A 13,050-nucleotide genomic window follows, 5' to 3' on the forward strand; every position below is an offset into this window, starting at 1 on the left:
TCTCCGATGAGACTGGCAATGAAATTGCGCACGCGGCTGTTCTTGAGTATTTCCGCGCTGATCACCGTGGCACTGCTCGGGCTGTTGCTCGGGCTGGTCAGCGTGATGCAGATGGCGAGTTCCCAGGAAGCGCTGATTCGCAACAATTTCGCCACGCTCGACCTGGGACTGAAATTGCGCCAGAGCTTGGGTGATCAGATGATGATCATGCTCAGTGAGAAGCCGGATCCCGTAGCGTTCGAGGCATCCAAACAGCAGTATTTCCAGTTGCTTGACGACGGCATTGTCCAAGCCAAGGCTGGCGATGAGCATCAGCAAGGTTTCGAACGGGCCAGGACGGACTACCTGAGCTTTCTCCAGGCGTACGACCTGTCGCGTGACTCGACGCAGGTGTTGAGTGGCAACAAAGAGCTCACCGAAAAACTCAATGCGCTGCGCAATAGTCTGATCGCCGAGCAAAAGCGTGCGCTGGATAACATCAATGCCACCGAACGGCAGGCCCGGGAGAGGGCGCTGCTGGTTGCCGGCCTGCTCGGGCTGGTGGGGCTGGCAGTGTTGATCATCGGCTTCGTCACCGCCCACGCTATCGCTCAGCGTTTTGGTGCGCCGATCGAGGCGCTGGCCCAAGCGGCGGACAACATCGGCCAAGGCAATTTCGAAGTGACGCTGCCGATTTCCTCGGCCGTGGAAATGAACCTGCTGACCAAGCGTTTCGGGATCATGGCCGAGGCCCTGCGTGAGCACCAGGCCACCAATATCGATGAGCTGCTCGCAGGCCAGCAGCGGTTGCAGGCCGTACTCGACAGCATCGACGATGGCTTGCTGATGATCGACCGCGATGGCCGTCTGGAACACCTCAATCCGGTTGCGCAACGTCAATTGGGCTGGGAAAGCGATCGTCTCGGTCAAGGTCTGGGGGTGGCGCTTGAGCGCCCCGAACTCGATGATCAGCTGCAACTGGTACTGCGCGGGGGCACCCTGGAGCGCGCGCCTGAGGACCTGAGTATCGAGGTCGACGGGGAGTCGCGGTTGCTGACCTTTAGCCTGACGCCAGTCAGCCACACCCAAGGGCATATTCTGGGCGCCGTGATGGTGCTGCATGACGTCACCGAGCAGCGGGCGTTTGAGCGGGTGCGCAGCGAGTTCGTGCTGCGCGCCTCCCATGAATTGCGAACGCCGGTCACTGGAATGCACATGGCGTTCGGCCTGTTCCGCGAGCGCGCGCACTTTGCCAAGGACTCGCGTGAAGCTGATCTGCTGGACACCGTGAATGAGGAAATGCAGCGCTTGATGCAGTTGATCAATGACCTGCTGAACTTCTCCCGCTACCAGAACGGATTGCAGAAACTCACATTGGCACCGTGCTCCATCGAGGATTTGCTGGAGCAGGCCCGGACACGTTTTGCCGGCCAGGCACAAGAGCAGGGCCTCGAACTTCTAGTGGAAGTGCAAGGGCCATTACCGCGATTGCAGGCCGATCAGCCGCAGCTGGATCGGGTGCTCGACAACCTGATCGACAACGCGTTGCGCCATACCGCCACCGGCGGGCAAATACGTTTGCAGGCTCGACGCCATGGGGAGCGGGTGATTATCAGTGTCGAGGACAACGGCGAAGGCATTGCCTATGGCCAGCAGGGGCGGATTTTCGAACCCTTTGTCCAGGTGGGTCGCAAGAAGGGCGGTGCCGGGCTCGGTCTGGCACTGTGCAAGGAAATTGTGCAGTTGCATGGCGGCCGAATGGGTGTTTATTCGCGACCGGGGCAGGGGACTCAGTTTTATATGGCGTTGTCGGTTTAGACCGCAATCGCTTCAGGCTTCGTCATCGAGACGGCGGGCGGTCAATCGGCGGCCACGGGTAATCAGTTCGATGAATTGCACCGCACTCAAGGCATGGGCGAACAGCCAGCCCTGACCGAACTTCACACCTTCGCTGCTCAGAAGCGCCGCCTGGGATTCAAGTTCGATGCCTTCAGCGATCACCTTGAGCTGCAGGGCCTGGGCCATATGAATGATGTGCGGGGCGACACCGCTACTTGCAGCGTCATGACCCAGTGCATCGATAAACGCCTTGTCGATTTTCAGGCAATCGACTGGCAGGGTTTGCAGATAGGCGAGGCTGCAATAGCCGGTGCCAAAGTCATCGATCAGCACTTGATGCCCGACATCCCGCAAGGCTTGCAGGTTTTCCCGGGCGACCACAACATCGATCAATCCCCGCTCGGTCACCTCAAAGGCAATTTGCTTGGCTGCGACGCGGTGCAAGGTCAGCAGGCGCGCCATTACCTGGCCGATGCGCGGCACCATGACGTCGCAGGCCGCCAGGTTGACCGAGATGTACAGCTGCGGATTGGCCCGCAACAAGTGTCCCAGCTGTTCAAGCAGACGTTGCAGGACGAAATCGGTCATCTGGCGGATCTGGCCGGTGTTCTCCGCCATTGGAATAAACAGGTCGGGGCTGGTCAGGGTGCCGTCCGGTCTTCGCCAGCGCAGCAAGGCTTCGGCCCCGACACAGTTGCGGCTGTCGAGGTCGAATATCGGCTGATACAGCACCTGCAATTCGCCTCGTCGTATGGCGCCACTCAGTTCGGCGTCCAGCGACTGTCGCTGGCGCACCAGCAGAAGCACCAGAAAACCCACGCATAAGGCGAGTAACAGGCTGGCCGGCAGCAACCACCACCAGACGGCGGGCACATGCATGCCGGTGCGCGGGCTGATCAGCACCAATTGGTATTCCGGGTTGTTGGTGGGCATGCGGTAGATCAAGCGGGAATGCGTTACTTGTAGTGCGTCGAGGCTTCTCGGGGGCCAGGGTTCTGTTGGTGGCCAGACCTGGGGGACACCCAGTACCGGAATCGCTCGCGTACCGTGGTCGAGCACCACCAGCAGGCTGCTTCCCGGTGGCAAGTCGACCATGTCGGTCAAATGCCCGCGAGACGTCGCGACGCGAAAATTACCGCGTCCGAGCATCAGCGCGGCGCGGTTTTCATCGGGTTCGGTGGTGGTGTTCAGCCAATAACTATAGGTCGGCCCTTTGATGTCGGGCGGTCTTATCATCGACAGCCCTTCCTGGCGGGGGCGGTTGGAACAGATCCGCGAGGCGTCCATATAAGCGGCTTCGTAAACGAAACGGTAGTTGAAGCTGACCTGTTGCAAGGTCGCGATCATTTCGTCATCGCAGCCGCGTAACGGCTGGGCTTCAAGGTCGTCGAGACTTTCCCGCAATTGCCCGAACAGCTGCTCCAGGCGAGCAAGGAAGCGCTCGCCCTGGGCATTCATCTCTGCGCTTTCGTTCTGCTCGACTTGATGCATGGCCACGAACAGGCTGCCGGTCATCAGGAGTATCGCGCTCAAGGCAGCAGCCAGCATCGCCAAAAACCAAGGGCGAAAGAACCAACTACGTAGTGTCTCTCGAGCAGCCGTCATAGGAATATCCGAAGTATTACCAATGAGTTATAGCTGCTGATTGAAAAAAAGCCCTGACCGTCGGGCGGGCGTCAGTATTTTGTCTGGTTCAAGACTTGTAGAAGCGCCGCGGTTTGCGCATCCGGTGTGCCATCGAAACGTGTCGGTCGGAAATGCATCTGGAAGGCCGCAATCACATGACGTGTCGCAACATCCAGTTCGCCGGTTTGCGGCGTGGGATAACCCGCGCGGGCCAGCTGTGCCTGAAACCAGCTGATGGTTGGCAATTGTACTTCGAACTGTACTTGCTGACGCGTTACGGCCTGCTCATTCGGCCAGACTCCCAGGCCTTCGGCAGCCAGACGCTTCCAGGGGAACAGCGGCCCCGGATCAAGCTTGCGCAGCGGGGCGATGTCGCTATGGCCGATGATGCTGCGGGGATTGATGGCGTAACGCTTGCTGATGTCCTTGAGCAGGACGATCAGGGACTGGATCTGGTCTTCGCTGTAGGGATACCAAAGGCGCCCGGCAGGGGTGTCTTTAAAACCCGGGTTGACGATTTCGATGCCAATGGAGCTGGAGTTCAACCAGGTCCGGCCTTGCCATTCGCTTTCCCCGGCGTGCCAGGCTCGGACGTTTTCATCCATCAGCTTGTAAATGGTGGCGCCCTTGTCGTCGCCAATCAGATAGTGGCTGCTGACGTCGCCGTGAGTCAGCAGTTGCAGCGAACGCTCCAGTGACGCGGAGGTGTAGTGCACGACCACGAACTGAATTCGGCTGTCAAAGTTGGGTGAAGGGTGACTGGTGTTGAACCGGGGGCCGCTGGCACAGCCGGCCAACAGAATCAGAGACACGATAAACGCTAGATATTTCATGGCAGAAGGCAATACACGCAAGACAGTAATGCAACAGTGTAACGTACGGCCTTGCACGCAAACGGCCGCCGGGCAATTTTAAACAAAATGGAACAATTGATTCTCAGCCCAGTGCCACTTGGTTGCGACCGGCATGTTTTGCGCGATATAGGGCCTGATCGGCTCTTTTAAGCACCAGATCGCTATGTTCTCCGGGTTTGAAGGCCGTCAGGCCCATGGAAATGGTGATGGTTACCGGCTCACCCTTGAAGTGGAAAGGGCAGGCTTCGATCGAGGCGCGCAGCTTTTCCAGCAATTTCGCACCAGCGGTTGGCCCAGTGTCTGGCATCAACAGCACAAACTCCTCACCACCGAACCGGGCAATGAAATCCGTCCCGCGCAGGCGCTTGCGCAGCACGTTGGCGATGATTTTCAGTACTTTGTCGCCCGCCAGGTGACCGTAGTTATCGTTAATGCGTTTGAAATGGTCGAGGTCGAGCATGGCCAGCAACAGGGTGTTGCCGTGTTGCTGCCATAGGTTGATTTCGTGATCCAGCCGTTCGCTCCAGGCGGCCCGGTTAGGCAGGCCGGTCAGCGGGTCGATCAAGGCTTTCTGACGCTGCTCCTCAAGATGCTCGCGGTAGCCCAGGGCTTCCTGCTCCATGTGCGCAACGCGTTCGGCCAGGCTGTGAAGGCGGGCGGCGACTTCTTGCTCGCGCTCGTCCCGCTGCTTCTGGTGCTGGTCCATGGTGCCGAGCAGGCCTTCCAGATGGTTTTCCAGGACGTGCTTGAGATCGTCCAGGTCGGCGGCTTCCTGCATGCTGCTCTGCAAGCCGTCCACTTGTTCACGGATCTGCGTGTCCATGTCGCGGGCGGCGGAGCGATTGTCGGCATGGCCTTCGCTGGCGGCTTGCAAGTTGCTTTGGAACGACTCGAGACGTTCGTTCAGCTGTTGCAAGTAGGCTTCGAATTCATGCTGGCCGCTGTCGGTGATTGCCAGCATCAAGGTGGCTAGATCGTCGAGGATTGGCAGCAATTCGTACCAGTTCAATCCGTTTTGCAGACGATCGCGCATCGCTTCGGCTTGTGGACGATGACGCTCGGGCAGCGTCAGGTCGTCCAGCAGGCCCAGTAGCGTGTCTTCGATATGCTTGGCCACCGAGCTGTAGGACGGCTCGGGTGAGTCCGGCAGGGCGTAGAGAGCATCCGGCTCGGATTGTTCAGTGCCTGCGGCGGCCAACGCCTCGGCCATGGCCGGGGGCAGCGGCAGGCTGTCGAGATAGACCACCGGAGTCAATTCGTCGGGATTGATCGCCAATTGAGCCGGTATTTCTGGCTCGATGATCGATGGAGCGGGTGCTTCTGGATGTTCTATGTCTGGTTGCGGTTGCGCCTCTGGAGTCTGGGCGCGTGCTTGCTCAGGCTCCGGCTCCTGCGGGACAAGTGTTACCACTGCTGGAGAAGGCGCTGCTGGGAACGGCGTCTCGATTGTCGGTGGCTCGGATGCAGTAGCCGACGCGGAAACATGTGCGGCGGGCACTTGCGGTATATCGATCCCTGGTGCGAGATCGACCGTGACCTGTGGAGTTGCGGCATGAGGCGCGGCAACCGCTTTGGCTGGCTGCGGGGCGGGCGTCGAGAAGGTGCCGGAGGCAACCTGCAATGCCGCTTCATCCGCTTCACGGCTGCCAAACAGTCGTTGCAGCAAACCAGGGCGGCCGGGCTCTGCCGGGTTTTCAAGCTGATTCAGGGCTTTGCCTTGCAGGCCACTCAGTTCGCTGAGCAGCAACGGAATTTCGCGCGCCTGCCCGACTCTTGCATCCAGTTGCTTGGCGAAGTTTTTCAGCGGCCTGCTTACTTCGCGGGGCAGCGGTAATGTTTGCAGCTGCGAGACCAGCGCGGTCAATGCAGCGCTGGTCTGATTGACCCGGGTTTCCCGACGTTGTTCGGAGTCGAGGACGGCTTTTTCCAGCCGCGGAAGCAGGGCGGCCAGGCCGGCGTCCATGTCGTCGGTGCGCACGACTTCACGCATTTCCTTCATGCATTGGTCAACGGCGCGGTCGGTGCCCTCGGCTGCCAGCGTGCTGCGTACCAGGCCACGACGCAGCAGGTCGAGCCGGGCGTCCCATCGACGTTCGAGCTTTTCCTGTTGTTCGATGCTTTTGAGGTATTTCTCTTTCCAGCGCTGTGCTTCGTCGCTCATTCATGGGATCCGCGAGGGGCAGGACTCAACGCGGGCAATGCATCGGCCGTGAGCGAACCCGGCAGACGAATCTCTACCGCGACCGGCAGGTGATCGGAAATGGGTTGTGCCAGCACCTCGACCTTTTCAAGGGTCAGGGTGGGGCTCAGCAGAATATGGTCCAGACAGCGCTGCGGGCGCCAGCTGGGGAAGGTCGCTTCCAGTTGCGGCGCGAGCAGGCCGAGGTCACGCAACGGGGAGTTTTGCAGCAAGTCACTGGCGTGGGTATTCATGTCGCCCATCAGCACCTGGTGTTTATAGCCGCCGATCAGCTCGCGGATATAAGCCAGTTGCATGCTGCGGGCGCGAGCGCCCAGCGCCAGGTGCATCATGACCACCACCAGCGCCTCAGGACCTTCGCCAAAGCGCACCAGAATCGCCCCGCGACCCTTGGGCCCCGGTAGCGGATGATCTTCAATGGCCCACGGGCGCAGGCGACTGAGCACACCATTGCTGTGCTGGCCGAGGCGTCCGAGATTGCGATTGAGTTGTTGATACCAGTAGGGGAATGCGCCGAGCTGGGCCAGGTGTTCAACCTGGTTGACGTAGCCTGATCGCAGGCTGCCGCCATCGGCTTCCTGCAAGGCGACCAGATCGAAGTCGCCCAGCAGATTGCCGATCTTTTGCAGATTGTCGGCACGCCCGGTGTGCGGCAGCAGGTGCTGCCAGCCCCGGGTCAGGTAGTGGTGATAGCGCTCGGTACTGATACCGACCTGGATATTGAAACTGAGCAAGCGCAGACGACTGTCTGCGGGCAGGCCCGTCGATTCCAGATGATGTTCGTTGACCCGCGGATCATGCAGGCCAACGACGCGTTCACTGCCCCAGCGGCGCATGGTGGTCGCCGCGCTTAGTTGGCAGCAGCCTTGTTAGCCGCTCGCTCTTTGTCGACCAGTTTGTCGGCCAACTGCAGAGCTTGTTCGGCACCGCCGGCAGAGCCAACGTCGAAGCGATACTTGCCGTTGACGATCATGGTTGGAACACCCGAGATTTCATACTTCTTGGCCAGTTCGCGAGCCTTGGTCATCTGACCCTTGATGGCGAAGGAGTCGAAGGTAGCGAGGAACTTGTCCTTGTCTACGCCTTGGGTCGCCAGGAAGTCAGCCATTTCGTCCTTGTCGGTCAGTTTCTTGTGTTCCTTCTGGATGGCGTTGAACACCGCAGCGTGCACGCTATGCTCGACACCCATGCTTTGCAGGGTCAGAAACATTTGCCCGTGGGCGTCCCAAGGGCCGCCGAACAGGGCCGGAATACGCACGAAATTGACATCGGAAGGGAGTTTTTCAACCCAAGGATTGATCACCGGTTCGAATGAATAGCAGTGCGGGCAGCCGTACCAGAACAACTCCACCACTTCGATCTTGCCAGGTACAGCCACCGGAACCGCGTTAGTCAGTTCGACGTATGGGGCGGCGGGTGCTTCAGCAGCCTGGGCGGTCATGCCGAACAGGCTGGCAGCGACGAGTGCGGCGCTGATGATCAGATTACGCATGCTTTACTCCTGGACAATTTTGGTCGCCTCGCGCGACCTGTTTTCAGACAGGTACTGGCGGGCTTGAGTTCTGTAGTGTAACGGCAGCGGCCACAAAAAAGGGCGGCCAAAGCCACCCTTTTTATGCTTGCATCGACGGATTAATCGAGCGTTAACGTTGCGAGAGGTGTACACCTCGCGCAACGCCCGATTCGTCGGTCTTAGTGCAGGCCTTGAATGTAGCTGGACACCGCTGCGATATCTTCGTCGCTCAGCTTTTTGGAAATGCTCTGCATTGGCTTGGTATCGCCATCGTTGGTGCGGCCGGCCTCTTCCTTGCGGAAATCGGTCAGTTGCTTGGCGATGTATTGAGCGTGCTGGCCGCCCAGGTGGGGGAAGCCGGCAGCTGCGTTGCCTTTACCATCCGGCGAGTGGCAACCGGTGCAGGCTGGCAGGCCCTTGGCCAGATCGCCGCCGCGGAACAGTGCTTCACCGCGAGCAACGACTTTCGGATCGGCGGCGCCAACGCTGCCTTTCTGGCTGGCGAAGTAGGCGGAGATATCGGCCAGGTCCTGATCGCTCAGGTTGGTCAGCAGGCCGGTCATTTCCAGTACCGTGCGTTTGCCGGACTTGATGTCGTGTAGCTGCTTGTTCAGATAACGCTCGCCCTGGCCTGCCAGTTTCGGAAAGTTAGGCGCCATACTGTTGCCATCCGGGCCATGACAGGCGCCACATACTGCGGCTTTCGCCTGACCAGCAGTCGCATCACCTGCAGCATGGGCAATGCCGGAGATCCCCACGGTCAACAGCAGACTCACGATCAATTTGTTCATCAGCTAATCCAACTACGGCTAAGGGTTAAAGAGTTATGGACCGGGATCACTCGCTCATCCACTGGATGATTGCTTGGTAATCCTCGGCACTGCAGTCCATGCACAAACCACGCGGCGGCATCGCCTTGAAACCCTGGGTCACGTGTTGCACCAGCGTCTCCATACCTTTCGCCAACCTCGGCGTCCAAGCTTCCTGATCGCCCTTTTTGGGGGCCATGGGGAGTTGGCCGGAATGACAGGCACCACAAACACGGTTGTACACAGCTTCCGGATCCTGTGTAGCCTGAGCGCTGTAAAGCGGCATCAAGATACCGGCAGCTAGCAGCCATTTCGTCATAAAACGACCTTTTCAGGGTTGAGAGCGTTCTGCGTTCTAGTGCGCAATCAAGGTCAATCGCTCTCGTGAACTTCATCCTACGCTGGGACAAAGCGCACACAAAATCTGCGGCATTATATACTGGCGTCACTGAAACGGAAACGACACTGCTCGCCGCGTCCATTCCCGGCGCCGCCCACATCGGAAATCCCATGCAACTCAAGAACCCCATCCTCGGCCTGTGCCAACAGTCCACCTTCATGCTCAGCGCTGCCAAAGTCGATCAATGCCCCGACGACGAAGGCTTTGAAGTGGCCTTCGCCGGGCGTTCCAACGCCGGCAAGTCCAGTGCGCTGAACACCCTGACGCACGCCAGCCTTGCGCGGACCTCGAAAACTCCAGGTCGCACACAGCTCTTGAACTTCTTCAAGCTAGACGATGATCGTCGTCTGGTCGACTTGCCGGGGTACGGTTACGCGAAAGTGCCTATCCCGTTGAAGCTGCACTGGCAGCGTCACCTGGAAGCCTATCTGGGTGGTCGTGAGAGTTTGAAAGGGCTGATTTTGATGATGGACATCCGTCATCCAATGACCGACTTCGACCTGCTGATGCTCGACTGGGCTGTCGCCAGCGGCATGCCGATGCACATTTTGCTGACCAAAGCCGACAAGCTGACTTACGGCGCGGCAAAAAATGTCCTGCTCAAGGTTCAGGCAGACATCCGCAAGGGTTGGGGAGATGCGATCAGCATCCAGCTGTTCTCGGCGCCAAAACGCCTGGGTCTGGAAGACGCCTACACTGTACTGGCAGGTTGGATGGAGCTGGCGGACAAGGGCTCCGAGCTCGCGGAGTAAGCTCGTTTATAAAAACCGCGGGCAAAAAAAACCCCGGACTTCTTATGGGGAGGGGGAAGTTCCGGGGTTCAAGTTCCGGACCGCTAGGGCGGGGTCCAGATATCTGCCAACACTTAACACAACATTAGGAGCATCGAAGGGCTTCACCACCCATTCAGTAACTCTGAGTGGCGATTCCGACGATTAGTTCAGAATTTTTTAAAAAGCCTTTGGAATAGGCCTTCGAATTTTCCGAACTAAGCGCCCTTCGGTCTTTCTGCCGCGGCACTATGCCGCAGCGGAAAACACTTTTTTCAGACGGTTCAGTGAGCCTCATCCCAGTTATTTCCTACGCCAACCTCTACCAGCAACGGCACATCAAGCTTCGCTGCGTCGCTCATGTGCACGCGAATTTCATCGCGGACCTGATCGACCAAATCCTCACGCACTTCCAGAACTAATTCGTCGTGCACCTGCAGGATGACTTTGGCGTCGAGGCCTGACGCTGTCAGCCAGCTGTCCACGGCAATCATGGCTTTCTTTATGATGTCCGCCGCAGTGCCTTGCATCGGGGCGTTGATCGCCGTGCGTTCGGCACCTTTTCGCAGTGCCGGGTTTTTCGCGTTGATTTCCGGCAGGTACAGGCGACGACCGAAGATGGTTTCGACGAAACCTTGTTCGGCAGCCTGGGTACGAGTGCGCTCCATGTATTCCAGCACGCCTGGGTAGCGGGCGAAATATCGGTCGATGTAAGCCTGGGATTGCTTGCGATCAACACCAATCTGTTTGGCCAGCCCAAACGCGCTCATACCGTAGATCAAACCGAAGTTGATCGCCTTGGCGCTGCGCCGTTGGTCGGTGGTGACGTCCGCCAGTTCAACCCCGAAGACTTCCGCTGCGGTGGCTTTGTGCACGTCCAGGTCGTTGCGGAACGCGTGCAGCAACCCTTCGTCCTTGGCCAGGTGAGCCATGATTCGCAATTCGATTTGCGAATAGTCTGCTGCCAGCAGCTTGTAGCCTTTGGGGGCGACGAACGCCTGACGAATCCGCCGCCCTTCAGCGGTGCGGATCGGAATGTTCTGCAGGTTCGGGTCACTGGACGACAAGCGCCCGGTTGCCGCGACGGCCTGATGGTAAGAGGTATGAATTCGCCCGGTGCGCGGGTTGATCTGCTCTGGTAGACGATCGGTGTAGGTGCTTTTCAGCTTGCTCATCGAGCGGTACTGCATCAGCACTTTGGGCAGCGGGAAATCCTGTTCGGCCAGTTCCGCCAGCACGGCTTCGGCGGTAGACGCCTGGCCCTTGGCGGTTTTGCTGAGGATTGGCAGGCCGAGCTTTTCGTACAGGATCACGCCCAATTGCTTCGGTGAGCCGAGGTTGAATTCTTCCCCGGCAATGGCGAACGCCTCACGCTCGAGGGCGACCATTTTCTCGCCCAGCTCAACGCTCTGAATGCCCAGCAGGTTGGCATCGACCAGCGCGCCTTGGCGTTCGATCCGCGCCAGCACCGGCACTAACGGCATTTCGATTTCGCTCAGGACCTTGCTCAGGCTCGGGATGGCGTTGAGTTTTTCCAGCAGGGTTTGATGCAGGCGCAGCGTTACGTCGGCGTCTTCGGCGGCGTAAGGTCCGGCCAGTTCCAGGGAGATTTGGTCAAATGTCAGCTGTTTGGCGCCTTTGCCGGCGATGTCCTGAAAACCGGTGGTGGTGTGATTCAGGTACTTGAGCGCCAGGCTGTCCATGTCGTGGCGGGTCGCGGTGGAGTCCAGCACGTAGGATTCGAGCATCGTGTCGAAAGCGACGCCTTGCACGGTGATGCCACAACTCTGATCGCCACCGATGGCACAGTTGGCCAGGATGTTCATGTCGAACTTGGCGTGCTGTCCGACCTTGAGTTTGCTCGGGTCTTCCAGGATTGGCTTCAGCGCGCGCAGCACGGTGTCGCGATCGAGCTGATCCGGCACACCCATGTAGGAATGAGTCAGCGGGATGTAGGCCGCTTCGTTGGCTTGTACAGCGAAAGACAGGCCCACCAGTTGCGCCTGCTGCGCATCGATGCCGGTGGTTTCGGTGTCGAAGGCAATCAGCTTGGCGTCGTTGAGCTTCTTCAGCCACAGGTCGAAATCAGCCTGGGTGAGGATCGTTGTGTAGTTGAGTTCGGTGCCGACAGCCGCTTCTTCAGCCACCGGCGCGACGACTTCCTGGCCGGAACGCTTGGCGTCGCGCTGGTTCTCTTCGAACCAGCTCTTGAACTCCAGCAAGGTGTAGAGCTCGGCGAGCTTGTCGTGATCCGGCTTGCCCATTCGCAGGTCGTCGAGGCCGATATCCAGCGGCACGTCGATCTTGATGGTTGCCAACTGATAGGAGAGAAAGGCCATCTCCTTGTGTTCTTCGAGCTTGGCGGGCAGGGTTTTAGCCCCGCGAATCGGCAAGGTCGGGACGATGTCGAGCTGCGCATAGAGCTCGGTCAGGCCGCCGTTCACACCGACCAACAGGCCGGAAGCAGTCTTCGGGCCAATGCCCGGAACGCCCGGAATGTTGTCGGAAGAATCGCCCATGAGTGCCAGGTAATCGATGATCTGCTCGGGAGCGACGCCGAATTTCTCCTTCACGCCTTCCACGTCCAGCGCGCTACCGGTCATGGTATTGACCAAGGTAATGTGGCCGTCGACCAGCTGTGCCATGTCCTTATCGCCAGTGGAGATCACCACCGGGCGGTCGGCCGCCGCACTGCTGCGGGCCAGGGTGCCGATCACGTCATCGGCTTCGACGCCTTCGACGCACAACAATGGAAAGCCCAGGGCGATCACGCTCTGGTGCAGCGGCTCGATCTGAACCCGCATGTCGTCGGGCATGCTCGGGCGGTTGGCCTTGTATTCGGCGAACATCTCGTCGCGGAATGTCCCGCCCTTGGCGTCGAACACCACAGCGAACGGACTGTCCGGATACTGCTTGCGCAGACTCTTGAGCATGTTCAATACGCCCTTGACCGCACCGGTCGGCAGACCTTTGGACGTGGTCAGTGGTGGGAGGGCATGAAAGGCGCGGTACAGGTAAGAAGAACCGTCCACCAGGACGAGGGGGGCTTGGCTCATGAGC

The 13,050-nt window shown here is 59.2% G+C and carries 10 protein-coding genes; 2 read left to right on the plus strand and 8 right to left on the minus strand.

The genetic code is table 11. The features are described from left to right. Positions 1–6: 6 nt before the first annotated feature. On the plus strand, positions 7–1,797 hold the full coding sequence (locus tag ACQ4OB_RS12055) for a KinB sensor domain-containing domain (protein ID WP_074872284.1): 1,791 nt from the start codon (positions 7–9) through the stop codon (positions 1,795–1,797). A gap of 12 nt (positions 1,798–1,809) precedes the next feature. On the opposite strand, the gene ACQ4OB_RS12060 is transcribed toward ACQ4OB_RS12055, so the two are convergent. The 7 genes from ACQ4OB_RS12060 to ACQ4OB_RS12090 all read right to left on the minus strand — a co-directional run bounded on the left by ACQ4OB_RS12060 (position 1,810) and on the right by ACQ4OB_RS12090 (position 9,139). Continuing rightward, positions 1,810–3,423, minus strand: coding sequence for an EAL domain-containing protein (locus ACQ4OB_RS12060; RefSeq protein ID WP_430955741.1), 1,614 nt, complete (start codon positions 3,421–3,423; stop codon positions 1,810–1,812). 71 nt (positions 3,424–3,494) lie between these two features. Next, positions 3,495–4,277, minus strand: a complete 783-nt coding sequence (locus ACQ4OB_RS12065; RefSeq protein WP_074872287.1) for an N-acetylmuramoyl-L-alanine amidase — start codon at positions 4,275–4,277, stop codon at positions 3,495–3,497. Between the two features lie 103 nt (positions 4,278–4,380). Beyond that, positions 4,381–6,459 (minus strand): diguanylate cyclase, encoded by a 2,079-nt coding sequence (locus tag ACQ4OB_RS12070; protein ID WP_430955742.1) that lies wholly within the window; start codon positions 6,457–6,459, stop codon positions 4,381–4,383. Beyond that, positions 6,456–7,334, minus strand: coding sequence for an endonuclease/exonuclease/phosphatase family protein (locus ACQ4OB_RS12075; protein ID WP_074872291.1), 879 nt, complete (start codon positions 7,332–7,334; stop codon positions 6,456–6,458). The genes ACQ4OB_RS12070 and ACQ4OB_RS12075 overlap by 4 nt, the downstream gene beginning before the upstream one ends. Positions 7,335–7,348: 14 nt before the next feature. Beyond that, a complete protein-coding gene (locus tag ACQ4OB_RS12080) occupies positions 7,349–7,990 on the minus strand; it encodes a thiol:disulfide interchange protein DsbA/DsbL (RefSeq protein ID WP_074872292.1) in 642 nt (213 codons plus the stop codon). Positions 7,991–8,190: 200 nt separating this feature from the next. Next, on the minus strand, positions 8,191–8,802 hold the full coding sequence (locus ACQ4OB_RS12085) for a c-type cytochrome (RefSeq protein ID WP_102615793.1): 612 nt from the start codon (positions 8,800–8,802) through the stop codon (positions 8,191–8,193). 46 nt (positions 8,803–8,848) lie between these two features. After that, positions 8,849–9,139 (minus strand): c-type cytochrome, encoded by a 291-nt coding sequence (locus tag ACQ4OB_RS12090; RefSeq protein WP_074872298.1) that lies wholly within the window; start codon positions 9,137–9,139, stop codon positions 8,849–8,851. 191 nt (positions 9,140–9,330) lie between these two features. Between ACQ4OB_RS12090 and yihA the strand changes: the two genes are divergently transcribed. Next, a complete protein-coding gene (yihA, locus tag ACQ4OB_RS12095; protein WP_074872299.1) occupies positions 9,331–9,972 on the plus strand; it encodes a ribosome biogenesis GTP-binding protein YihA/YsxC in 642 nt (213 codons plus the stop codon). Between the two features lie 302 nt (positions 9,973–10,274). Here the strand turns inward: yihA and polA are convergent, their stop codons facing one another. After that, positions 10,275–13,046, minus strand: a complete 2,772-nt coding sequence (polA, locus tag ACQ4OB_RS12100) for a DNA polymerase I (protein ID WP_430955743.1) — start codon at positions 13,044–13,046, stop codon at positions 10,275–10,277. Positions 13,047–13,050: the final 4 nt, after the last annotated feature.

It is taken from the genome of Pseudomonas sp. ES4 (assembly GCF_050586665.1).
GTDB classification, from domain to species: domain Bacteria; phylum Pseudomonadota; class Gammaproteobacteria; order Pseudomonadales; family Pseudomonadaceae; genus Aquipseudomonas; species Aquipseudomonas frederiksbergensis.